We start from the raw sequence: 22,656 nt of genomic DNA on the forward strand, positions 1-22,656 counted from the left end.
CTACCGTGACGGGCCACCCTTGCTAGGGGCGTACCCGGCCGCCGTACACTGACCGGGGGATCTCTGGCACTCGCACGCACCGAGTGCCAGCACGGTCCGAACAGGGTCGGTCACGGAAACAGGTCAGGCATCACAGCTGGAGGTGGGCGCAGATGCTCAGCGAACGCAGGCTCGAGGTGCTGCGCGCCATCGTCCAGGACTACGTCGGGACGGAGGAGCCGGTGGGCTCCAAGGCGCTCACGGAGCGCCACAAGCTCGGCGTGTCGCCCGCCACGGTCCGCAACGACATGGCCGTGCTGGAGGAGGAGGGGTACATCGCCCAGCCCCACACCAGCGCGGGCCGCATCCCGACCGACAAGGGCTACCGGCTCTTCGTCGACAAGCTCGCCGGCGTCAAGCCGCTGTCGACCCCGGAGCGCCGGGCCATCCAGAACTTCCTGGACGGCGCGGTGGACCTGGACGACGTGGTGGGGCGCACGGTGCGGCTGCTCGCGCAGCTGACCCGACAGGTCGCCGTGGTGCAGTACCCGAGCCTGACCCGCTCCACGGTGCGGCACGTCGAGCTCATCGCGCTCGCGCCGGCCCGGCTGATGCTCGTCCTGATCACCGACACGGGCCGGGTCGAGCAGCGCATGGTCGACTGCCCGGCGCCGTTCGGCGAGCAGGCGCTGTCGGACCTGCGGGCCCGGCTCAACAGCCGGGTGGTGGGACGCCGGTTCGCCGACGTGCCGCCGCTGGTGCAGGACCTGCCGGAGGGCTTCGAGCCGGAGGACCGCGCGACGGTCTCCACCGTGCTCTCGACCCTGCTGGAGACCCTGGTGGAGGAGACCGAGGAGCGGCTGATGATCGGCGGTACCGCCAATCTGACCCGCTTCGGACACGACTTCCCCCTCACGATCAGACCGGTGCTGGAGGCGCTGGAGGAGCAGGTCGTGCTCCTCAAGCTCCTCGGCGAGGTCAATGAATCGGGCATGACCGTACGCATCGGGCACGAGAACGCCTACGAAGGGCTGAACTCCACGTCCGTCGTGTCGGTCGGCTACGGTTCGGGCGGCGAGACCGTCGCCAAACTCGGCGTGGTCGGACCGACCCGCATGGACTACCCCGGAACGATGGGAGCGGTACGCGCAGTGGCACGTTACGTCGGACAGATCCTGGCGGAGTCGTAAGTGGCCACGGACTACTACGCCGTACTCGGCGTACGCCGCGACGCGTCCCAGGACGAGATCAAGAAGGCCTTCCGCCGGCTGGCGCGCGAGCTCCACCCGGACGTGAACCCGGATCCGAAGACGCAGGAGCGCTTCAAGGAGATCAACGCCGCCTACGAGGTGCTCTCCGACCCGCAGAAGAAGCAGGTCTACGACCTCGGCGGCGACCCGCTGTCCTCCTCGGGCGGCGCCGGTGCCGGCGGCTTCGGCGCGGGCGGCTTCGGCAACTTCTCGGACATCATGGACGCGTTCTTCGGTACGGCGTCCCAGCGCGGCCCGCGCTCGCGCACCCGGCGCGGCCAGGACGCGATGATCCGGATCGACCTGGAGCTCGACGAGGCCGCGTTCGGCACGACCAAGGACATCCAGGTCGACACCGCCGTGGTGTGCACGACCTGCTCCGGCGAGGGCGCCGCACCCGGCACCTCCGCCCAGACCTGTGACATGTGCCGCGGCCGCGGTGAGGTCTCCCAGGTCACCCGGTCGTTCCTGGGCCAGGTCATGACCTCGCGCCCCTGCCCGCAGTGCCAGGGCTTCGGCACCGTGGTCCCGACCCCGTGCCCCGAGTGCGCGGGCGACGGCCGGGTCCGTTCCCGGCGCAACCTGACGGTCAAGATCCCGGCGGGCGTGGAGAACGGCACCCGCATCCAGCTCGCGGGCGAGGGCGAGGTCGGCCCCGGCGGCGGCCCCGCCGGCGACCTCTACGTCGAGATCCACGAGCTGCCGCACCCGGTGTTCCAGCGGCGCGGTGACGACCTGCACTGCACGGTCACCATCCCCATGACGGCGGCGGCCCTGGGCACCAAGTGCCCGCTGGAGACGCTCGACGGCATGGAGGAGATCGACATCCGGCCCGGCACGCAGTCCGGCCAGTCGATCCCGCTGCACGGGCGGGGCGTCACGCACCTGCGCGGCGGCGGCCGCGGCGACCTGATCGTGCACGTCGAGGTGACCACCCCCGGCAAGCTCGACCCGGAGCAGGAGGCGCTGCTGCGCCAGCTGGCGAAGCTGCGCGGCGAGGAGCGGCCGATGGGCCAGTTCCAGCCGGGCCAGCAGGGGCTGTTCTCGCGCCTGAAGGACGCGTTCAACGGCCGCTGACGGCCGCAAGGCGAGGCTGTCGGGCCCCGGGCGGGAATCCGCCCGGGGCCCGACCGCGCCAGGCGACGGTGCCGATTCGGCGGGGTGCGGTGGACGTGGCACGATGCAGCACATGTCCTCCGCGCTGAGCGATCTCCACCCCCATCCGATCGTGCAGGCCCCCATGGCGGGCGGGGCGTCCCGCCCCGAACTCGCCGCCGCCGTCTGCGAAGCGGGCGGACTCGGCTTCCTGGCAGGCGGCTACAAGACCGCCGACGGCATGTACCAGGAGATCAAGCGGCTGCGCGCCCTGACCCGCCGGCCCTTCGGCGTCAACCTCTTCATGCCGCAGCGCAGTTACGTCGACCCGGCGGCCGTGCGGACCTACCGCGGGCAGCTCGCGGGCGAGGCCAAGTGGTACGAGACCCCGCTCGGCGACGACGTCTTCGCGGGTGCCGACGACGGGTACGACGCCAAGCTCGCGATCCTCCTCGACGACCCGGTGCCGCTGGTGTCGTTCACCTTCGGCTGCCCGAGCCCCGAGGTGCTCGGCTCCTTCGCCGCCGCCGGCACCCGGACCGTGGTCACCGTCACCTCGGTCGAGGAGGCCCGTACCGCGCAGGCGGCCGGGGCGGCGGTCCTGTGCGTCCAGGGCATCGAGGCGGGCGGCCACCAGGGCACCCACCGCGACGACCCCGAGTCCGACGGCACCGGCTTCGGACTGCTGCCGCTGGTCGCGCAGGTGCGGGAGGCCGTCGCGCTGCCGATCGTCGCCGCCGGCGGGCTGATGCGGGGCGCGGACATCGCCGCCGTGCTGGCCGCCGGGGCCGAGGCGGCGCAGCTGGGCACCGCGTTCCTGGTCTGCCCCGAGTCCGGGGCGCACCCGCTGCACAAGCAGGCCATGACCGATCCGCGGTTCACCCGTACCGAGTTCACCCGGGCCTTCTCCGGGCGGCCGGCGCGGGGGCTGGTCAACCGCTTCATGCGCGAGCACGGCCCGTACGCCCCGGCCGCGTACCCGCCGGTGCACCACCTGACGAGCCCGCTGCGCAAGGCGGCGGCCGAGGCCGGGGACCCGCAGGGGATGGCCCTGTGGGCCGGGCAGGGCCACCGGCTGTCCCGCGCCCTGCCGGCGGGGGAGCTGGTGGAGGTCCTCGTGGCCGAACTGGCCGAGGCGCAGAATGCGTTGAGTCGTTGAGTCGTTGAGTCGCCGAGTTGTTGCTTAACCGCAGGACCCTTGAACAGGAGCACGTCATGACAGCCCCGGTATTCGTGGTCGAGCAGGTGCCCGCCGGGCCCGGTCCCGGCTTCGTCCTCGACGGGCCCGAGGGGCGCCACGCGGTGTCCGTGAAGCGGCTGAACCCCGGCGAGGAGGTCGTGCTCACCGACGGGCGCGGCGGCTGGGCCGAGGGTGCGGTCGAGGCGGCGGAGGGCAAGGACCGGCTGGTGGTCGCCGTACGGGCCACCGGGGTCGAGGCCGAGCCGGAGCCGCGGGTCACGGTCGTCCAGGCCCTGCCGAAGGGGGACCGGGGCGAGCTGGCGGTCGAGACGATGACCGAGACCGGGGTCGACGCGATCGTGCCGTGGCAGGCGTCGCGGTGCATCACGCAGTGGCGCGGGGAGCGGGGCGCCAAGTCGCTCGCGAAGTGGCGCGGCACCGCCCGGGAGGCCGGCAAGCAGTCCCGGCGGGTGCGGTTCCCGGTCGTCGAGGAGGCGATGACCACCAAGCAGGTGGTCGCGCTGCTGGCCTCGGCCGACCTCGGTGTCGTCCTCCACGAGGACCGTGACGCGCCGTCCCTCGCCCTGGCGGTGGCCGACCTCCCGGTCAAGGGCTCGATCGTCGTCGTCGTCGGGCCCGAGGGCGGGGTCTCGCCCGAGGAGCTCGCCGCGTTCGCCGGAGCGGGGGCGCAGCCGTACCGGCTCGGGCGGTCGGTGCTGCGCACCTCCACCGCCGGCACCGCGGCCGTCGCGGTGCTCCTGGCCCGTACCGGTCGCTGGTCGTAGCCCCGGCGGGGGCGCTCCCCGCGCCGCCGGGGGCGCTCCCCGCGCCGCCGGGCCGGGGGCGCGGTGGGGCCCGATATCCGGTCCGCATCGGCGGGGACGGCCGATACGATGCGGGCGTACCGATCATGGATGAGCGAGGAGGCCCGCATGGCCGGTGAGGCACAGTCCGACTGCCTGTTCTGCAAGATCATCTCGGGAGACGTACCCGCCACGATCGTGCGGGAGACCGACAGCACCGTGGCCTTCCGGGACATCAACCCGCAGGCGCCCACGCACGTCCTGGTCATCCCCAAGGTCCACTACCCCGACGCCGCCTCGCTGGCCGCCGCCGAGCCGCAGGTGCTCGCGGACGTGCTGCGGGAGGCCGGTGAGGTCGCCGGGGCGGAGGAGATCGACGGCACGGGCTACCGGGTGGTCTTCAACACCGGTGCCGGCGCCGGCCAGACCGTCTTCCACGCCCACGCCCACGTGCTGGGCGGCCGCGGCATGCAGTGGCCCCCCGGATAAGCCGTGTCCGTACGTGAATTCGTGGTGCTCGGCACCGCCAGCCAGGTGCCGACCCGGCACCGCAACCACAACGGCTACCTGCTGCGCTGGGACGGCGAGGGCTTCCTCTTCGACCCGGGCGAGGGTACCCAGCGGCAGATGCTGCGGGCCGGCGTGGCCGCCCACGACATCAACCGGATCTGCGTCACGCACTTCCACGGCGACCACTCCCTGGGCCTGGCCGGGGTGATCCAGCGGATCAACCTCGACCGGGTGCCGCACCCGGTCACGGCCCACTACCCGGCCAGCGGCCAGCGCTTCTTCGACCGGCTCCGGTACGCCACCGCGTACCGCGAGACGGTCGAGCTCGGCGAGGCGCCGGTGGCCGCGGACGGGGTGCTCGCCACCGGGCCCTCGTACACCCTCGAGACCCGGCGGCTGAGCCACCCCGTGGAGTCCTTCGGTTACCGGATCACCGAGCCCGACGGCCGGCGGATCCGGCCCGAGCTGCTGGCGCGGTACGGGATCAAGGGTCCCGACGTGGGCCGCATCCAGCGCGAGGGCGCCCTGGGCGGGGTCACGCTGGAGCAGGTCAGTGAGCACCGGCGCGGGCAGAGCTTCGCGTTCGTCATGGACACGCGGCTCTGCGAGGGCGTCTCGGCGCTCGCCGAGGGCTGCGACATGCTCGTCATCGAGTCGACGTTCCTGGACGAGGACGAGGGCCTGGCGGTCGAGCACGGGCACCTGACCGCCGGGCAGGCGGCCCGGGTGGCGGCCGAGGCGGGGGTGCGGCACCTCGTGCTGACGCACTTCTCGCAGCGCTACTCGGAGCCGGACGACTTCGAACGGCAGGCCAGGGAGGCCGGGTTCGCCGGCGAGCTGACCATCGCGCGGGACCTGCTGCGGGTGCCGCTGCCGAAGCGGAGCTGAGGCGGGGCCGGCGGGGCCGGCGGGGCCGGCGGGGCCGGCGGGGCCGGCGGGGCCGGCGGGGCCGGCGGGGCCGGCGGGGCCGGCGGGGCCGCCCCGCAGGCGGGCCGGGTGGTGCGGACGGGCCGGCGAGCGCTTCGGGGCGGCTCGCGCACGGGCGATCAGCAGGCCGTCGAGCCGCTCTCGAGCGGAGCGCGGCACGGTCCCCAGAGAGGGCGGCCACCGTGTGCTCTGGGCCACACTGGGTGTGGGTCCGACGGCGGGGGGAAGGGCTGCAACTTTCTCGCGCACAGAACGGGGAGCACGCCGTGGCCGACAGGAACGGACAACGCCCGGACCGGCCCGCCGTCGCCGAACCGGCGGCCCCGAACCGGCTCGACCCGGCGGCGCCCGACCCCGTGGCGCTCGACCCGGTGGCGCTGGACCCGCTGAGCCGGGTGCGGGCGCCCCGTGACCCGCGGTGCGACGTCTTCCTGACCGGCACGGTCTTCCTCGACATCATCTTCACCGGCCTCGATTCCGCCCCGGTGCGCGGTACGGAGTCCTGGGCGCGCGGCATGGGCCAGAGCCCCGGCGGCGTCGCCAACATGGCCACCGCCCTCGCCCGGCTCGGCCTGCGCACCTCGCTCGCCGCCGCCTTCGGCGACGACTTCTACGGCGAGTACTGCTGGGACGCCCTGGAACAGGGCGAGGGCATCGACCTGACGATGTCCCGCACGATCCCCGGCTGGCACTCCCCGGTCACGGTCTCCATGGCTTACGAAGGCGAGCGCACCATGGTCTCGCACGGCCACGAGGCCCCGCCCCCGACGGGCTCCGGCCCGTTCCCCTACTGCCCGCCCCGGGTCCGGGCCGCCGTGGCCTCCCTGGAGCCCGGCCGGCCCGCCGACTGGATCGCCTCCGCGGCCGGCCGGGGCGCGCGGATCTTCGCGGACGTCGGCTGGGACGACAGCGGCCGCTGGGACCTGGCAGGGCTGGAGGACCTGCGGTACTGCGAGGCCTTCCTGCCCAACGCCGGCGAGGCGATGCGCTACACCCGCACCGACTGCCCCCGCGCGGCCGCCCGGGCGCTGGCCGAGCGGGTGCCGGTGGCCGTGGTGACGATGGGCGAGGAGGGTTCGTACGCCGTGGACGGCCGCACCGGCGAGACGGCCGAGGTGCCCGCCATCGCCGTGGAGGCCCTGGACCCCACCGGTGCGGGGGACGTGTACGTGGCGGGCTTCGTCACCGGCACGCTCGCGGGCTGGCCGCTGGCGGACCGGCTGGCCTTCGCGGGGCTCACGGCGGCGCTGTCGGTGCAGGAGTTCGGCGGCTCGCTGTCGGCGCCGGGCTGGGCCGAGGTGGCGCACTGGTGGCACGCCGTGCAGGCGCTGCCGGGCGGGCTGCCGCTCGGGCTGGAACGTTACGCCTTCCTCGACGCCCTGCTCCCGGGCCAGGGGCACGCCGCCCCGGCCCGCCGTCGCGCCGTGCCCACGATCGGGTTCCGCAACGCTGTGTGAGGGGGGCGGTCTGGAGTGGGTTCCCGTGGGGCGGTTCCCATGAGGGGGTTTCTCAGGGCTTGAGGCGTCGGGCCTGCCGGAGCGGTGTCGGGGTGGGCTCGCTTCGGGGGTGGGCCCTGTGGTGTGTGGGTCCCCTTGGCGCTTGACGGGGGCGGCCTGCAGGCCCTGCGGCAGGCCCACCCCGAGGGCTTCGGGCCTTCGGCCGGGCCTGCGGCCCCCCTCGGCCCGGGCCTGCCTCCGGACCAGCCTGCCACCCCCGTCAAGCGCCTCCCCCACACACCACACGGCCCACCCGGCACCGCCAAGGATGGGGCGGACCGGGCGGGGCTGTGGACCGTCCCACAGGTACGTCGGGTGAGGGGACGGACGCGGACCGGATCCGTATCGGCCGGGCCGTGCGGGGCCTGCGGGACCGGGGCTCGAAAACCCCTCGGGCATGCCCCGGTGGCGTCGTACGCTTGGTAGTCCAAGAGGTCGTCGATCGGCGAGACCTCGCAACGGGAGGTATGCGCAGGCCACAGAGCCAGCCCATGACTCAGACACCCACAGCCCACAGCCCCCTGCCGGGGCAGGCACGAGCCCGGTTCACCGTTCCCGCGAAGCACCCCATGGTGATGGTGCTCGGCTCGGGTGACGCCCTGTTGCGCGTGATCGAGAGGGCATTTCCCGACGCCGACATCCACGTCCGGGGCAATGAGATCAGCGCCGTCGGGGAGGCTAGTGAAGTCGCCCTGATCCAGCGCCTGTTCGACGAGATGATGCTGGTGCTCCGCACCGGGCAGCCGATGACGGAGGACGCAGTGGAACGCTCGATCGCCATGCTCAAGGCGAGCGAGAACGGCGACGGACCGACCGAGACCCCGGCCGAGGTGCTCACCCAGAACATCCTCTCCAGCCGCGGCCGCACGATCCGTCCCAAGACCCTCAACCAGAAGCACTACGTCGACGCGATCGACAAGCACACCATCGTGTTCGGCATCGGCCCCGCCGGTACCGGCAAGACCTACCTCGCCATGGCGAAGGCGGTCCAGGCCCTGCAGTCCAAGCAGGTCACCCGGATCATCCTGACCCGGCCCGCCGTCGAGGCGGGGGAGCGGCTGGGCTTCCTGCCCGGCACGCTCTACGAGAAGATCGACCCGTACCTGCGGCCGCTGTACGACGCGCTGCACGACATGCTCGACCCCGACTCCATCCCGCGCCTGATGGCCGCGGGCACGATCGAGGTCGCGCCGCTGGCGTACATGCGCGGCAGGACCCTGAACGACGCCTTCATCATCCTCGACGAGGCGCAGAACACGAACCCCGAGCAGATGAAGATGTTCCTGACGAGGCTCGGCTTCGACTCGAAGATCGTCATCACGGGTGACGTGACCCAGATCGACCTTCCCGGCGGCACCAAGTCGGGCCTGAAGCAGGTGCAGGAGATCCTCGAAGGGGTCCCCGATGTGCACTTCTCGCGGCTCACCTCGCAGGATGTCGTACGGCACAAGCTCGTCGGCCGTATCGTCGACGCGTACGAGCAGTACGACAGCCGTAACGGTTCCCGAGGGAAGTAGTACAACAGCACCATGTCGATCGACGTCAACAACGAGTCCGGAACCGAGGTCGACGAGCGGGCGATCCTCGACATCGCCCGCTACGCCCTCACCCGGATGCGGATCCACCCGCTGTCCGAGCTGTCCGTGATCGTCGTCGACGCCGACGCCATGGAACAGCTGCACATCCAGTGGATGGACCTGCCCGGGCCCACCGACGTCATGTCCTTCCCGATGGACGAGCTGCGGCCGCCGGCCAAGGACGACGAGGAGCCCCCGCAGGGGCTCCTCGGCGACATCGTGCTCTGCCCCGAGGTCGCCAAGCGGCAGGGCGAGGAGGCCGCGACCGGGCACTCGATGGATGAGGAGCTCCAGCTCCTGACCGTCCACGGGGTGCTCCACCTGCTCGGCTACGACCACGAGGAGCCGGACGAGAAGGCCGAGATGTTCGGCCTGCAGGCGGCGATCGTGGACGGCTGGCGCGCCGAGCAGGGGCTGACCGGTCCGTCCCCCGCCCCGACCGTCTCGTGAACGTCGCGCAGCTCGTCACCGGGGCCGTCCTGCTGGTCGTCGTGGCGTGGCTGGCGGCCTGCGCCGAGGCGGGCATCGCCCGCGTCTCCAGCTTCCGCGCCGAGGAGGCCGTACGGTCGGGCCGGCGCGGCAGCGCGAAGCTCGCGCAGGTCGCCGCCGACCCGACCCGCTACCTCAACGTCGCGCTGCTGGTGCGGGTCGTCTGCGAGATGGCGGCGGCGGTCCTCGTCACGTACGCCTGCCTCGACGCGTTCGGCGAGACGTGGAAGGCGGCGCTGGTCGCGATCGCCGTGATGGTGCTCGTCTCGTACGTCGCCGTGGGCGTCTCCCCGCGCACCATCGGCCGCCAGCACCCCCTCAACACCGCCACGGCGGCCGCGTACGTGCTGCTGCCGCTGGCCCGGGTCATGGGCCCGATCCCGCAGCTGCTGATCCTCATCGGCAACGCGCTCACCCCCGGAAAGGGCTTCCGCAAGGGCCCGTTCGCCTCCGAGGCCGAGCTGCGCGCCCTGGTCGACCTCGCCGAGAAGGAGTCGTTGATCGAGGACGACGAGCGCCGCATGGTGCACTCGGTCTTCGAGCTCGGCGACACCCTGGTGCGGGAGGTGATGGTGCCGCGCACCGACCTGATCTGCATCGAGCGGTTCAAGACCGTCCGGCAGGCCACGACGCTCGCGCTGCGCTCGGGCTTCTCCCGGATCCCGGTGACCGGCGAGAACGAGGACGACATCGTCGGGATCGTCTACCTCAAGGACCTGGTCCGCAAGACGCACGTCAACCGCGACGCCGAGGCCGACCTGGTCTCCACGGCCATGCGTGCGGCGGCGTTCGTGCCCGACACGAAGAACGCGGGCGACCTGCTGCGGGAGATGCAGCAGGAGCGCAACCACGTGGCCGTGGTCATCGACGAGTACGGCGGCACGGCCGGCATCGTCACCATCGAGGACATCCTCGAGGAGATCGTCGGAGAGATCACCGACGAGTACGATCGCGAACTCCCGCCGGTCGAGGACCTGGGCGACGACCGCTACCGGGTCACCGCGCGCCTCGACATCACCGACCTCGGCGACCTCTTCGGCCTGGACTCCTTCGACGACGAGGACGTCGAGACGGTGGGCGGACTGCTCGCCAAGGCCCTGGGCCGGGTGCCGATCGCGGGCGCCAGGGCCGAGGTCGACCTGCCGGACGGGCGGGTGCTGGAGCTGACCGCCGAGTCGCCGGCCGGCCGCCGGAACAAGATCGTCACGGTGCTCGTGGAGCCCGTCGCCACCACCGGACCGGAGGAAGCGGAATGACCCCGGCCGAGCTGCGCGCCTTCTGCCTGTCCTTCAACGCGGCGGTGGAGGAGTTCCCCTTCGACACCGAGACCTCGGTGTTCAAGGTGCTGGGCAAGATGTTCGCGCTCTCGGCGCTGGACGGGCGGCCCCTCACGGTGAACCTCAAGTGCGAGCCCGAACTCGCGGTCCGGCTGCGCGCCGAACACCCCGCGATCGTGCCCGGCTGGCACATGAACAAGCGGCACTGGAACACGGTGACCGTGGACGGGGTCCCGGAGGGGATGCTGCGCGAGCTGGTCGAGGACTCGTACGACCTGGTCGTCGCCAGACTCCCGCGGGCCGACCGGCTCCGTCTCGACCGGCCCTGAGCCGGCCGGCGGACCCCGCCGGTCCGCTTCGTGACGCAGCTCACGGCCGACCAAGGTCACGATTTGTGAGGCCCCGGGGGCGGGGCGATCTCCTTACCCTACTGTTGGGTTTGCTTGTGCCAAGCAAGATCTACTTGCGAAGGCCCCTGGAGGGGAGAGCGCCTCGGCGGTCCGTCCGGCGGACCGCCGAGGCGCTCCTGGGTGGTGCTCCCTATGCTTCGGACATGACCGACACGATGGGTCCCGAGGACCAGAAGCTGATCACCCTCGCGCGCAGTGCCCGTGCCCGCAACGGCGTTCCCGAGGGCGCGGCCGTACGCGACGAGACCGGCCGCACGTACGTCGCCGGCACCGTGGAGCTGGCCTCCCTCAAGCTCACCGCCCTGCAGACGGCCGTCGCCATGGCCGTGGCCAGCGGGGCCCGGTCCCTGGAGGCGGCCGCCGTGGTGAGCGGCGCCGAGGCACCCGCCGAGGCCGACCGCGCCGCGGTGCGCGACCTGGGCGGGGCGCAGACCCCGGTCCTGCTCGCGGGCCCCGACGGCACCCTCAAGACCACGGTGCACGCGGGCTGACGTCCGTCCGGTCCGCCGCGGCCCCGGTCGCGGTGGTCCGACGCCGGTCGGGCCGCGGCCGGGTCGGTGGCGGGCCCGGATCAGGCCGCGGCGGCGGTGGCCGGTGCGGGTGACGGGGTGCGGCGGATGACCATCGCCATCAGGGCCGCCAGCGCGCACAGGGCTCCCGAGGCGTACCAGACCAGGTCGTACGAGCCGGTCAGGTCGCGGGCCAGGCCGCCGAGGAAGGCCACCAGCGCGGCCCCCACCTGGTGCGAGGCCAGCACCCAGCCGAACACGATGGCGCTGTCCTCGCCGTACTGTTCGCGGCACAGCGCGATGGTCGGCGGCACCGTGGCGACCCAGTCGAGCCCGTAGAAGACGATGAAGAACAGCATCGGCGGGTGCACGGCCGGGGCCAGCAGCGCCGGCAGGAACAGCAGCGACACCCCGCGCAGCGCGTAGTACACGGCGAGCAGCCGGCGCGCCTCGAAGCGGTCGGTGAACCAGCCCGAGGCCACCGTGCCGACCACGTCGAAGACGCCGATCACGGCGAGCAGCGAGGCGGCGGCCGTGATGGGCATGCCGTGGTCATGGGCCGCCGGCACGAAGTGGGTCTTGACCAGGCCGTTCGTCGAGGCGCCGCAGATGGCGAAGGTGGCGGCCAGCAGCCAGAACGGTCCGGTGCGGGCGGCCCGGAGGAGGACCGTCACCGCGCGCCGCGCGGCCCCGGTCACCGGAGCCGGCTTCGGTACGAACTCCTGCGCCCCGTACGGGGCCAGGCCCGCGTCCGCCGGGTGGTCGCGCAGCAGCAGCCACACGAACGGCACCACCGCGAGGGCGGACAGGGCGACGGTGACGGCGGCCGGGCGCCAGCCGTGGTGCTGCACCAGCCAGGACAGCAGCGGCAGGAACACCAGCTGACCGGACGCGCTCGCCGCGGTCAGGACGCCGGTCACCAGCCCGCGCCGGGCGGTGAACCAGCGGTTGGTGACGGTGGCGGCGAAGGCCAGCGCCATCGAGCCGCTGCCCAGGCCGACCAGCACGCCCCAGTAGAGGACCAGTTGCCAGGCGGCCGTCATCCAGACGGTGAGCAGCGAGCCGGCCGCGATCACGGTCAGGGCGACGGCCACCACGCGGCGGATGCCGAAACGGTCCATCAGGGCGGCGGCGAAGGGCGCGGTGAGCCCGTACAGGGCGAGGTTCACGGAGACGCCGAGGCCGATGGTGCCGCGCGACCAGTCGAACTCGGTGTGCAGCGGCTCGATGAGCAGACCGGGCAGCGAGGCGAAGGCGGCCGCGCCGACGATCGTCACGAAGGTCACGGCGGCGACCCACCACGCCCGGTGGATCCGGCCGCGGCGCGCGGGTGCGGGAGCGGGGGCGGCGCCGGCCGGGCCGGGGGCCGGGCCGGCGGGGGAGGGCTGGTGGGGTGTCTGCGTCGTCACCCCCACAGCTTCGACGGCCGGAGAGCGGACATCGAGTGGCCCGATGGTCAGTATTCGCTACGATCGAGCCATGGCCGTATCGCATGCACCGGGTGCCGCGGACGCCCCGCACCGCGTCGTCGTCCTCGCACTGACCGGACTGCTGCCCTTCGAACTGGGCATCCCGCACCGCATCTTCGGCCGCGCCCAGGACCCCGCGGGCCGGCCCCTGTACGAGATCCTCACCTGCGGCCTGGCCGCCGGGCCGGTGCGCACCGACGCCGACTTCGCGATCGACGTCGAGCACGGCCCCGAGCTGCTGGCCACCGCGGACACCGTCGTCGTCCCGGCCTCGTACGAGCTGGGCCCGGTCTACGAGGAGGGCCGGCTCACCGGGGAGCTGGCCGCCGCCCTGGAGCACGTCAGGCCGGGTACGCGGCTGGTCGCCATCTGCACCGGCGGGTACGTGCTCGCCGCCGCCGGGTACCTGGACGGGCGGCGGGCCACCACGCACTGGTCCTCCGCCGAGCACTTCCAGCGGCTCTTCCCGGCCGTCGAGGTGGACCCGGACGTGCTGTTCGTCGACGACGGCGACGTGCTCACCTCCGCCGGGGTGGCCGCCGGGATCGACCTGTGCCTGCACATCGTGCGCCGCGACCACGGCACGGCCGTCGCCAACGACGTGGCCCGGCGCACGGTCGTGCCGCCGCACCGGGACGGCGGGCAGGCCCAGTTCATCGCGCGGCCGGTGCCCGAGGAGGGGCGGCCGGGCACCACCACCGCCCGGGGCTGGGCGCTGGAGCGGCTGCACGAGCCGCTGACGCTGGAGGACCTGGCCCGTCTGGAGTCGATGTCCGTACGGACCTTCACGCGCCGGTTCCGCGAGGAGGCGGGCCTCAGCCCCGGCCGGTGGCTCACCCGGCAGCGGGTCGAACGGGCCCGGCACCTGCTGGAGTCCACCGACCTGCCGGTCGACCGGGTCGCGCGCGACGCGGGGTTCGGCACCGCGCAGTCCATGCGCAAGCACCTCCAGGCGGTGCTCGGGGTGACCCCGACCGCGTACCGGCGGACCTTCCGGACCGGTGCCGGCGTGCCCGAACCTGACAGTATCTGATGGTCCATCAGTCAATGCGGGGCCGCTGCCTTGACTTCTGCCGCCCCCGACTCGTGAATGGCCCCCCGGGCGGACCGGAGCGGTAGGGGGATGCGATGACGGCACGGGCGCGCCAGGCGGCCGCGGCGCGGACGCGCGGGGCGGCGGGCGGGCGGACCCCGCGGGCGGCGACGGCGCGCCCGCGCCGCCCGGCGGCGGCCCTGGCGGCCCTGGGTGCGCTCGCCCTCGCGGCCGCCACGGCCCCCGCCAGCGCCGCGGGCCCCGAGCAGCCGGGGGGAGCCCGCACCGGCCCCGTGGAGTTCTCCACCCATTGCGTGCCGCCCCAGGAGGCCGGACTCCCGCCCGGCGACGGCACCACCACCGCCCTGATCGCGGTGGACAACCCCCGGCCCCGGGTCGGCGACACCGTCACCGTCACCTACCGGGTCACCGCCACCACCGCCGTGAACCCGCTGGACACCGAGCTGCCCGCCGACACGCTGACCCCCGCCGGCAAGGTCGTGCTCGGCGGGGTGCAGCCGGGCGAGCTGACGGTCACCGGACCGCGGAAGAACGACCCCGTGGACGCCCGGGCCGGCTTCGCGGCCTTCGCCATGACCGGCACCTTCACGGTCACCCGGCCCGGCGAGATCACCCTCGCCCCCGGCGACTACACCCTCCACACCAGCCACCTCATGGAGCTCGACACCCCCTGCACCGTGGACCGCGCCCACCCCGCCCCGGTCTCCGAGCGGCTCACCGCCGCCGCGGCCCCCGGGGTGAACGCGCGGGCCATCGCCCTGGCCACCCCCGCCGGCCGGCCCGGTGCGAAGGTCCACGTGGTGGGGGCCGGCTTCACCCCCGGCGCCGCCGTCACCGTCGCGGGCCGCGCGGGCACCGCCGAGACCGCCGACCGGGCCGCCGCCACCGCCGACGAGCGGGGCGTCCTCCAGGCGGAGCTGACGGTCACCGACCGGGCCACCACGGCCGTCGTGGCGTACGAGGGCCCCGGCTGGACCCCCGCGGCCGGCGCCGGACCGGCCGCGTACACGGTCACCGACGCCGCGCCGCTGCCGCCCGGCAGCCAGAAGGTCGGCGTCACCGTCGAACCGGGCGGGCTGACCATGACCCAGGCCGGCGAGGAGATCGCGCTCAGCCCCGTCCCGTACGGACAGGGCGGCACCGCCCGGGGCCGGATCCACACCGTCACCGTCAAGGACGCCCGCGGCGGCCCGGCCGGCTGGACGCTCACCGGCCGCCTCACCGACTTCACCGGGCCCGGCGGCGGCCGCATCGACGGGGCGGGACTCCGCTGGACCCCGTCCTGCACCACCAAGGAGGGCAGCCCCAGCAGCTGCGTCCCCGGCACGCCCGGCCCGGTCGGCACCGACGGGGCGACGCTGGCGGGCACCCCGGACGCCGCGCTGGTCGGCGGCGAGTTCACGGTGGGCGCCGACGTCGCCCTGACCGTCCCGCCCTACACCGCGCCGGGCGCCTACGCGGCGCTCCTCACCCTGACCCTGTCGTGAGCCGGACGCCCGGCAGGGCCGCGGTACGGCTGCTCGGAGCCCTCGCGCTCGCCCTGCTCGGGCTCCTGGTGCCCGGCGCGGCCGGGGCGGCGTACGGGGCCGACAACGGCCAGTGGTCCGTGGAACCGGCCGCCACCCGGATCGCCCAGCGGCCCTACTTCTTCCTGGCCGCCGACCCCGGCGCCACCCTCACCGACCGGGTCACCCTCACCAACCGCACCACCCGCCCCCTCGCCCTGCGCCTGTACGTCGCCGACGCCTACAACACCGCCCGCGACGGCGGCTTCGCCGTCCGCGGCGCCGACGAGCCCCGCACCGGCGTGGGCGCCTGGACCCGGCTGTCCCGCGAGCGGGTGACCGTACCGCCGCGCTCCTCGCTGACCGTGCCGTTCACCGTGGCCGTACCGGACCGGGCCGAGCCCGGCGACCACCCCGGCGCGGTGGTCGCCCTGGACGAGCGGACCGCGGCCGCCGGGCCCGGCCTGGGCGTGCGCCGGGCCGTGGCCGCCCGCGTCCACCTGCGCGTCGGCGGCCCCACTGCCCCGCTCCTGGCCGTCGAGCGGGTCACCGTACGCCGCTCCGGCGCCGGGCCCGCCGAGGTCGCGTACACCCTGCACAACCTCGGCAACACCACCCTGCACCCGCGGGGCACCCTCGACGCGCGCGGCCTGCTCGGCCGCGGGCTGCTGCACCGCCCCCTCGGCCGGCTCCCGGCCGACCTGCTGCCCGGCCAGCGGGTCCGGCTGGCCGAGCGCTGGCCGCACCCGCCGGTCTTCGACCGGGCCGAGGTCACCGTCGCCGTCACCGCAGCCGGCACCGCCGACCGGGCGGCCGCCGCCCTGTCCACCGGCCCCTGGGGGCCCGTGGCGGCCGGCACCGGGCTGCTGGCCGCGCTCGGGGCGGGACTGGCCGGACGGGGGCTGCGGACCCGCCGGCGCACGCTGCACCGGGGTCCCGGGCCGGGCCGGTCCCGCCCGGGCGGCGGCCACTGGTCGGCGCCGTCGGCCCGATCGGGGAGAATGGCCCGCATGAGCGATCGTTCCTCCACTGCACACCGCGCGGGCTTCGCCTGCTTCGTCGGCCGTCCCAACGCCGGCAAGTCGACCCTGACCAACGCACTCGTGGGCACGAAGGTCGCGATCACCTCCAACCGGCCGCAGACCACCCGCCACACCGTGCGCGGCATCGTGCACCGTGAGGACGCCCAGCTGGTCCTCGTCGACACCCCCGGCCTGCACAAGCCGCGCACCCTGCTCGGCGAGCGGCTCAACGACGTCGTCCGCACCACCTGGGCCGAGGTCGACGTGATCGGCTTCTGCCTGCCCGCCGACCAGAAGCTCGGCCCCGGCGACAAGTTCATCGCCAAGGAGCTCGCCGGGATCAAGAAGACCCCGAAGATCGCCATCGTGACGAAGACCGACCTGGTCGACTCCAAGGCGCTGGCCGAGCAGCTGCTCGCCATCCACCGCCTCGGCGAGGAGCTGGGCATCGAGTGGGCCGAGATCGTGCCCGTCTCGGCCGTCGGCGACACGCAGGTGGAGCTGCTGGCGGACCTGATCGTGCCGTTCCTGCCGGAGAGCCCGCCGCTCTACCCCGAGGGCGACCTCACCGACGAGCCGGAGATGGTCATGGTCGCGGAGCTGATCCGCGAGGCGGCCCTGGAGGGCGTCCGGGACGAGCTGCCGCACTCCATCGCCGTCGTGGTGGAGGAGATGATCCCGCGCGAGAACCGGCCCGCCGACAAGCCGCTGCTCGACATCCACGCCAACGTCTACATCGAGCGCCCCAGCCAGAAGGGCATCATCATCGGCCCGAAGGGCTCCCGCCTGAAGGAGGTGGGCATGAAGTCGCGCAAGCACATCGAGGCGCTGCTCGGCACGCCCGTCTTCCTCGACCTGCACGTGAAGGTCGCCAAGGACTGGCAGCGCGACCCCAAGCAGCTGCGCAAGCTCGGCTTCTGAGACCGGTCCCGAGAAGACGCCGAAGGCCGCCGTCGGCGGGGCACCCGTGCCCCGCCGACGGCGGCCTTCTCGTGTCGTGTGCGTGCGCGCCGGACGCTACGCGCCGGTGCCGGCGCGCTCCGCCGCACGGGCCTGCGCGAACGCCCACGCGTCGGCGACGATCCCGGCGAGGTCGGGGCGGCGCGGGGTCCAGCCCAGCCGCTCGTGCGCCGTCGCCGCGGAGGCGACCAGCACGGCCGGGTCGCCGGCCCGGCGCTCCGCCATCACCTCGGGGATCGGGTGCCCCGTCACCTTGCGGACGGTCTCGATCACCTCGCGCACGGAGAAGCCGTTGCCGTTGCCCAGGTTGCAGATCAGGTGCTCGCCGGGGGCGGCGGACTCCAGGGCGGCCAGGTGGGCCTCCGCGAGGTCCGCGACGTGGATGTAGTCGCGGATGCAGGTGCCGTCCGGGGTCGGGTAGTCGTCGCCGAAGACCGAGATGGCCTCGCGGCGGCCCTGGGCGACCTGGAGCACCAGCGGGATCAGGTGGCTCTCCGGGTCGTGCCGCTCGCCGCACTCGCCGTAGGCGCCGGCCACGTTGAAGTAGCGCAGCGAGACCGCGGCCAGCCCGTGGGCCGCGCACTCGCCCGAGATCATGTGGTCTACGGCCAGCTTGGAGGCGCCGTACGGGTTGGTCGGCGCGGTCGGCATGGACTCGGTGATCGGGGTGGACGCCGGCTCGCCGTAGGTCGCGGCGGTCGAGGAGAACACCAGCTTCGACACGCCCGCGCCGCGCATGGCGGCGAGCAGCGCCATGGTGCCGCCGACGTTGTTGTCCCAGTACTTGGCCGGGTTCACCACGGACTCGCCGACCTGGGAGAACGCGGCGAAGTGCAGCACCGCGTCGAACGAGGCGTCCAGGTGCTGGGCGGCCTCGCGGATGTCGGCCTCGACGAAGCGGGCACCGGCCGGCACGCCCTCGCGGAATCCGGTGGAAAGGTTGTCGAGGACGACGACCTCGTGGCCGGCCTCCAGCAGGTGCGCGGCGACCACGCTGCCGACGTAGCCGGCGCCGCCCGTGACCAGGTACTTGCTCACGCGCCCGCCCCCTCGGTCGGCTCCGCGGTCATCTCCTCGGCGACGTAGCGGCGCAGCCAGGTCCGGAACTCCGGGCCCAGGTCCTCGCGCTCGCTCGCCAGCCGGACGATGGCCCGCAGGTAGTCGCCGCGGTCGCCGGTGTCGTAGCGGCGGCCCTTGAAGACCACGCCGTGCACCGGGCCGCCGAGGGTCTCGTCGGCGGCGAGCTTCTGCAGGGCGTCGGTCAGCTGGATCTCGTTGCCACGGCCCGGCTCGGTCTCCCGCAGGACGTCGAAGACGGCCGGGTTCAGCACGTAGCGGCCGATGATCGCGTAGTTGCTGGGGGCCTCGCCCGCACCGGGCTTCTCGACCAGGTCGGTGATGCGGACGACGTCCTCGTCCTCGGTGGCCTCGACCGCGGCGCAGCCGTAGAGGTGGATCTGGGCGGGGTCGACCTCCATGAGGGCGATGACGCTGCCGCCGGTGCGGCCCTGGATCTCGACCATCTTGGCCAGCAGCGGGTCGCGCGGGTCGATCAGGTCGTCGCCGAGGAGGACCGCGAAGGGCTGGTCGCCGACGTGCGGGGCCGCGCACAGCACCGCGTGGCCCAGGCCGCGCGGGTCGCCCTGGCGGACGTAGTGCATGGTCGCCAGGTCGCTGGACTCCTGGACCTTCTTGAGCCGGTCGTCGTCGCCCTTGGCCTGCAGGGCCGACTCCAGCTCGTAGTTGCGGTCGAAGTGGTCCTCCAGCGGCCGCTTGTTGCGGCCCGTGATCATCAGCACGTCGCTCAGGCCGGCGGAGACCGCCTCCTCGACCACGTACTGGATCGCCGGCTTGTCGACGACCGGCAGCATCTCCTTGGGGGTGGCCTTGGTCGCCGGCAGGAACCGGGTACCCAGACCAGCCGCCGGGATGACGGCCTTGGTCACCGTCTGCTGCGAATTGTTCATGCCCATGAATCCACCAACTTGTCCAACACGAAGGAAACCGGCCCGTTCATCAACGGTCGAGGAAGGAGAACAGCTGCTCCCAGCGGGCGACGATCTCCGCGGGGACGTACCGCTGTATTCGCTCACGGGCCAGGTCGCCCATCCCGTCGCGCAGCTCCTTGTCCGCCATGAGGCGGCTCAGGATGCGGGCGAGGCCGGTGGTGTTGCCCAGGGCGGCCAGCAGGCCGTCCTCGCCGTCGTTGATGATCTCCCGCACGCCCGGCGCGCAGTCGAACGCGGCACAGGGCACACCGGCCGCCATGGCCTCCATCAGGGCGAGCGGGAAGCCCTCGCCGCGCGAGGACTGCACGAAGATCGAGCTGCCGTGCAGGGCGCCGATCACGTCACTGGTGCGCCCCATCCACTCGACGGAGGAGTCCAGGCCCAGCTCGGAGCACTGCTTCCTGAGCATCTCCTCGTCCTCGCCGGAGCCGTAGATGCGCAGCGTCCAGTCCGGGTGCTCCGGCGCGACCTCGGCCCAGGCGTCGAGCAGCATGTCGATGCCCTTCTGGTCCGCCAGCCGGCCGATGCTCGCGACGACCTTCTCGCTGCGGGGCGAGGGCTCGCCCGGCATGAACGGCAGCGGGTTGGGCATGTACGAGGCGTTGTTCAGGCCCTGGCGGATCCAGAGGTCGGAGTCCTCCTGGGTCAGCGCCAGCATCCGGTCGACGTCCTTGTAGTACCGCTGCACGCGCGGGAAGCGCGAGCAGGCCTTGGTGTACTCGAAGGACTCGTGGCTCATGCCGATGACGGTCACGTCCGAGGTGTCCGCGAGGACCACCCACTCCATGGCCCACACCTGCGTGACGATCACGACCGCGCCCGGAGCGGCCGCGCGGAACATCGCGCTCAGCCTGGCGGCCTGCTCCTGCATGCCCTCGTCGCGCCGGGACTTCTGCAGCCGCCGGCCGACGTTGAGCTTGTGCACGCCCTGGATGCGCGGCACCGGACCCGGGTGCTTGTCGCCGTACAGGGTGGTCGTCGGGTACGGCAGGTCGGTGCCGATGTCCTGGACGACCTCGGCCTGGGTGATGCCGATGACGTGGACGTTGTGGCCGCGCTCGGTGAACAGGCGGGCCATCTGGTGCGTCCAGGTGGTCACACCGCCCAGTTCGTCGACCTGGTTGCCGACGAAGAAGATGTCGCGCCGCGGGTCGGCGTACTCGGTCATCCATTCCTCCTGTGGGAGAAGAACTCGTCGACGATGCGGCGGGCTGCGGAACCCGTGTCGTACTCGCCGAACTCGGCAACGAAGCGCTTGCGGTCGGCGGCGTGCTCGACGACCGCGCGGTCGAACGAGCCGATCTCCTCGAACAGCTCGGCAGCCGTCCGCACGACCGGGCCCGGGGCGGACTCGAAGAGGTCCCAGTAGGCGCCCCGCTCGGTCGTGTACTCCTCGTAGTCGTACGCGAAGAGGAAGATCGGGCGGTCCAGGAGCGCGTAGTCGAACATGATCGACGAGTAGTCCGTGATCAGCGCGTCGGCGAGCTCCAGCACCGGCGACACGTCCGGCGAGGACGACACGTCGATCACCCGGCCGCGCACCGACGGCGGCAGCGTGACGTGGTTGAGGTAGTGCGAGCGCACCAGCAGCACGTACCGGTCGCCGAAGCGCTCGGCGAACTCCTCCACGTCGAAGGGCAGCTCGAAGGCGGCGCTGCCGCGGCCGCGGTTGCGGAAGGTGGGCGCGTACAGCAGGACCTTCTTGTCCGCGGGGATGCCGAGCTCGGCCGCCAGCTTCCCGCGCTCGCGCACGCCGGAGGCGTCCTCGCGCTCCTTGGCGGCCACGAGGGCGTCGTTGCGCGGGTAGCCCGTGCGCAGCAGCACCTTCTCCTGCAGGCGGAAGGCCTTGGCGAGGGTGCGGGTGTCGTGCTCGGAGCGGATCAGGAAGCGGTCGAAGCGGTCCAGCGTCCGCTGCATCTCGTCCTGCTGCGGCTTGGACTTCAGCTTCCAGGCCGCCTCGTCGAAGCCCATGCGCTTGAGGGCGGAGCCGTGCCAGGTCTGGATGTACGTGGTCTCGGGGCGCTTGGTGAGCTTGAGCGGGAAGCCCTGGTTGTCGATCCAGAACTCGGCCTGGGCCAGCGCCTTGAGGTACGGCAGCGACCAGCGCTTGACCAGGGTGGCGTCCTTCGGGAAGCCCTTGGTCGAGCCCTCGTGGGACCACACGGCCTCGAACTGCACGCCCTGGCGGCGCATCTCCTCGTAGATGGCGCGCGGGCTGTCGCTGTACTGCTTGCCGAGGTGGCTCTCGAAGACGACCAGGCCCTTCTTGACCGGCAGCTTCGAGAACACCTCGTGGTACAGGCGCAGCTTGGTCTCGCCCGAGGAGAGCTTGCCGCGGACGCCCTTCGCCTTGCGGACACCGGACTTGGCGAGCCGCGCGGGGGCGGCCTGCATGCTGCGGTCGATGAACGCCTGGATGTTCTCGGCCCGCTTGTCGTACGAGGCGAGGCAGAAGGCGAGGTGCCCGCGCGGGGAGACCTCGGGTTCCAGGTGGTCGGCGACCATGCGCGTCAGCCGCGGCCGCACCGGCAGGGCGCCCTCGACGAGCTCCGGGTTGCCGGCGGACAGGCGGGTGGTGGTCCGTACGCCGTCCACGTCCAGGTGCAGCCGTACGTCCCACACGGCGTCCACCACGCCGATCGGGCGCAGCTGCGCGGCGAGGTCGGCGGTGGCCGTCCACGTGACGGCGGTGCCCGCGTGCGTGACCGTCGCGACGGGGAAGCGGACCGGCTTCACGCCGACCTTGCGGCGGGCCCGGAACTCCAGCTCGGCGCTCAGCTTCGCGCCGGGCTTGATGCGGCCCAGCGGGTTCACGACGCGGCCGCTCAGCGTGACGGAGCCGTCCTTCGCCGCGTACGAGATGAGCTCGTTGCGCAGGAACATCTTGTCGATGCCCTTGGCGTGCAGGCCGAGGCTCGTCACGTCCAGCACGCGGCGGCCCTGCGGGTCGTCGAGGTGCTCGGCACACCAGTAGATCCGGCCGTCCTGCTCGTGCAGCGGCGACGCGACCTTGCCCTGGTTCGCCAGTGCGTCCACCGCCGGGAGGAGGTTGTCCCAGTCCTCCTTTTTGAGGAGGTAGGCGCAGATGGCTTGGAGGGGTTGGACGTGGTCGTAGGCGGCGGGGTCGAGGGTGTC

20 protein-coding genes are annotated in these 22,656 nt (G+C 73.2%); 15 read left to right on the forward strand and 5 right to left on the reverse strand.

The features are described 5' to 3' along the window. Nucleotides 1-152 precede the first annotated feature (152 nt). The 12 genes from hrcA (at nt 153) to ACIQCH_RS31510 (ending at nt 11,484) form a co-directional block, all read left to right on the forward strand. Nucleotides 153-1,169, forward strand: a complete 1,017-nt coding sequence (gene hrcA, locus ACIQCH_RS31455; RefSeq protein ID WP_402586504.1) for a heat-inducible transcriptional repressor HrcA — start codon at nt 153-155, stop codon at nt 1,167-1,169. Then, nucleotides 1,170-2,306, forward strand: coding sequence for a molecular chaperone DnaJ (dnaJ, locus tag ACIQCH_RS31460; protein ID WP_030205479.1), 1,137 nt, complete (start codon nt 1,170-1,172; stop codon nt 2,304-2,306). It begins immediately after the preceding gene. Between the two features lie 112 nt (nt 2,307-2,418). Continuing rightward, nucleotides 2,419-3,483: a nitronate monooxygenase gene (locus tag ACIQCH_RS31465; protein ID WP_402586506.1), complete on the forward strand. Its 1,065-nt coding sequence runs from the start codon at nt 2,419-2,421 to the stop codon at nt 3,481-3,483. A 56-nt stretch (nt 3,484-3,539) separates the two neighbouring features. Beyond that, nucleotides 3,540-4,289 carry a 16S rRNA (uracil(1498)-N(3))-methyltransferase gene (locus tag ACIQCH_RS31470; RefSeq protein WP_402586508.1) on the forward strand — a complete coding sequence of 250 codons (750 nt, stop codon included), beginning with the start codon at nt 3,540-3,542 and terminating at the stop codon, nt 4,287-4,289. A 147-nt stretch (nt 4,290-4,436) separates the two neighbouring features. Next, nucleotides 4,437-4,796, forward strand: coding sequence for a histidine triad nucleotide-binding protein (locus ACIQCH_RS31475; protein WP_402586510.1), 360 nt, complete (start codon nt 4,437-4,439; stop codon nt 4,794-4,796). Nucleotides 4,797-4,799: 3 nt separating this feature from the next. Further along, complete coding sequence (locus ACIQCH_RS31480; RefSeq protein ID WP_402586511.1) at nt 4,800-5,705, forward strand: ribonuclease Z; 906 nt, start codon at nt 4,800-4,802, stop codon at nt 5,703-5,705. A 395-nt stretch (nt 5,706-6,100) separates the two neighbouring features. Next, nucleotides 6,101-7,201: a carbohydrate kinase family protein gene (locus ACIQCH_RS31485; protein ID WP_402586543.1), complete on the forward strand. Its 1,101-nt coding sequence runs from the start codon at nt 6,101-6,103 to the stop codon at nt 7,199-7,201. Nucleotides 7,202-7,731: 530 nt separating this feature from the next. Further along, nucleotides 7,732-8,757, forward strand: coding sequence for a PhoH family protein (locus tag ACIQCH_RS31490; protein WP_402586513.1), 1,026 nt, complete (start codon nt 7,732-7,734; stop codon nt 8,755-8,757). A gap of 12 nt (nt 8,758-8,769) precedes the next feature. Then, on the forward strand, nt 8,770-9,267 hold the full coding sequence (ybeY, locus tag ACIQCH_RS31495; protein WP_402586515.1) for an rRNA maturation RNase YbeY: 498 nt from the start codon (nt 8,770-8,772) through the stop codon (nt 9,265-9,267). Continuing rightward, nucleotides 9,264-10,562: a hemolysin family protein gene (locus ACIQCH_RS31500; protein WP_402586517.1), complete on the forward strand. Its 1,299-nt coding sequence runs from the start codon at nt 9,264-9,266 to the stop codon at nt 10,560-10,562. The genes ybeY and ACIQCH_RS31500 overlap by 4 nt, the downstream gene beginning before the upstream one ends. Beyond that, the gene (locus ACIQCH_RS31505) at nt 10,559-10,912 is read left to right on the forward strand and encodes an MmcQ/YjbR family DNA-binding protein (RefSeq protein ID WP_402586519.1); all 354 of its coding nucleotides are present in this window, start codon (nt 10,559-10,561) and stop codon (nt 10,910-10,912) included. The genes ACIQCH_RS31500 and ACIQCH_RS31505 overlap by 4 nt, the downstream gene beginning before the upstream one ends. A 224-nt stretch (nt 10,913-11,136) precedes the next feature. Next, a complete protein-coding gene (locus ACIQCH_RS31510; protein WP_402586521.1) occupies nt 11,137-11,484 on the forward strand; it encodes a cytidine deaminase in 348 nt (115 codons plus the stop codon). Between the two features lie 80 nt (nt 11,485-11,564). On the opposite strand, the gene ACIQCH_RS31515 is transcribed toward ACIQCH_RS31510, so the two are convergent. Continuing rightward, entirely contained in the window at nt 11,565-12,911 is a 1,347-nt protein-coding gene (locus tag ACIQCH_RS31515; RefSeq protein ID WP_402586523.1) for an MFS transporter, read from the reverse strand. 70 nt (nt 12,912-12,981) lie between these two features. On the opposite strand from ACIQCH_RS31515, the gene ACIQCH_RS31520 reads away from it, so the two are divergent. The 3 genes from ACIQCH_RS31520 to era all read left to right on the forward strand — a co-directional run bounded on the left by ACIQCH_RS31520 (nt 12,982) and on the right by era (nt 17,473). Beyond that, nucleotides 12,982-14,004, forward strand: coding sequence for a GlxA family transcriptional regulator (locus ACIQCH_RS31520; RefSeq protein WP_402586525.1), 1,023 nt, complete (start codon nt 12,982-12,984; stop codon nt 14,002-14,004). Between the two features lie 95 nt (nt 14,005-14,099). Further along, on the forward strand, nt 14,100-15,512 hold the full coding sequence (locus tag ACIQCH_RS31525) for a beta-xylosidase (RefSeq protein WP_402586527.1): 1,413 nt from the start codon (nt 14,100-14,102) through the stop codon (nt 15,510-15,512). Nucleotides 15,513-16,531: 1,019 nt separating this feature from the next. Beyond that, nucleotides 16,532-17,473, forward strand: coding sequence for a GTPase Era (gene era / locus ACIQCH_RS31530; protein WP_030205406.1), 942 nt, complete (start codon nt 16,532-16,534; stop codon nt 17,471-17,473). Nucleotides 17,474-17,569: 96 nt separating this feature from the next. Here era and galE read toward each other — a convergent pair whose 3' ends face one another. From galE to ACIQCH_RS31550, 4 genes are all read right to left on the reverse strand, one after another. Then, the gene (gene galE, locus ACIQCH_RS31535) at nt 17,570-18,550 is read right to left on the reverse strand and encodes a UDP-glucose 4-epimerase GalE (RefSeq protein ID WP_402586529.1); all 981 of its coding nucleotides are present in this window, start codon (nt 18,548-18,550) and stop codon (nt 17,570-17,572) included. Beyond that, nucleotides 18,547-19,479 carry a UTP--glucose-1-phosphate uridylyltransferase GalU gene (gene galU, locus ACIQCH_RS31540; protein ID WP_402586531.1) on the reverse strand — a complete coding sequence of 311 codons (933 nt, stop codon included), beginning with the start codon at nt 19,477-19,479 and terminating at the stop codon, nt 18,547-18,549. The genes galE and galU overlap by 4 nt, the downstream gene beginning before the upstream one ends. Before the next feature lie 49 nt (nt 19,480-19,528). Next, nucleotides 19,529-20,689, reverse strand: a complete 1,161-nt coding sequence (locus tag ACIQCH_RS31545; RefSeq protein ID WP_402586533.1) for a glycosyltransferase — start codon at nt 20,687-20,689, stop codon at nt 19,529-19,531. Next, nucleotides 20,686-22,656: CDP-glycerol glycerophosphotransferase family protein (locus tag ACIQCH_RS31550; protein ID WP_402586535.1), on the reverse strand; the 1,971-nt coding region annotated here is incomplete at its 5' end. The genes ACIQCH_RS31550 and ACIQCH_RS31545, both read right to left, overlap by 4 nt.

This window comes from Streptomyces sp. NPDC093225, from assembly GCF_044753805.1.
Lineage (GTDB): Bacteria > Actinomycetota > Actinomycetes > Streptomycetales > Streptomycetaceae > Streptomyces.

Bases quoted from the DNA above. Each gene is read 5' to 3' on its own strand.
- hrcA (WP_402586504.1), top strand. From the start codon at position 153: ATGCTCAGCGAACGCAGGCTCGAGGTGCTGCGCGCCATCGTCCAGGAC.
- ACIQCH_RS31465 (WP_402586506.1), top strand. From the start codon at position 2,419: ATGTCCTCCGCGCTGAGCGATCTCCACCCCCATCCGATCGTGCAGGCC.
- ACIQCH_RS31470 (WP_402586508.1), top strand. From the start codon at position 3,540: ATGACAGCCCCGGTATTCGTGGTCGAGCAGGTGCCCGCCGGGCCCGGT.
- ACIQCH_RS31475 (WP_402586510.1), top strand. From the start codon at position 4,437: ATGGCCGGTGAGGCACAGTCCGACTGCCTGTTCTGCAAGATCATCTCG.
- ACIQCH_RS31490 (WP_402586513.1), top strand. From the start codon at position 7,732: ATGACTCAGACACCCACAGCCCACAGCCCCCTGCCGGGGCAGGCACGA.
- ybeY (WP_402586515.1), top strand. From the start codon at position 8,770: ATGTCGATCGACGTCAACAACGAGTCCGGAACCGAGGTCGACGAGCGG.
- ACIQCH_RS31505 (WP_402586519.1), top strand. From the start codon at position 10,559: ATGACCCCGGCCGAGCTGCGCGCCTTCTGCCTGTCCTTCAACGCGGCG.
- ACIQCH_RS31510 (WP_402586521.1), top strand. From the start codon at position 11,137: ATGACCGACACGATGGGTCCCGAGGACCAGAAGCTGATCACCCTCGCG.
- ACIQCH_RS31520 (WP_402586525.1), top strand. From the start codon at position 12,982: ATGGCCGTATCGCATGCACCGGGTGCCGCGGACGCCCCGCACCGCGTC.
- ACIQCH_RS31525 (WP_402586527.1), top strand. From the start codon at position 14,100: ATGACGGCACGGGCGCGCCAGGCGGCCGCGGCGCGGACGCGCGGGGCG.
- era (WP_030205406.1), top strand. From the start codon at position 16,532: ATGGCCCGCATGAGCGATCGTTCCTCCACTGCACACCGCGCGGGCTTC.
- galU (WP_402586531.1), bottom strand. From the start codon at position 19,479: ATGAACAATTCGCAGCAGACGGTGACCAAGGCCGTCATCCCGGCGGCT.
- ACIQCH_RS31545 (WP_402586533.1), bottom strand. From the start codon at position 20,689: ATGACCGAGTACGCCGACCCGCGGCGCGACATCTTCTTCGTCGGCAAC.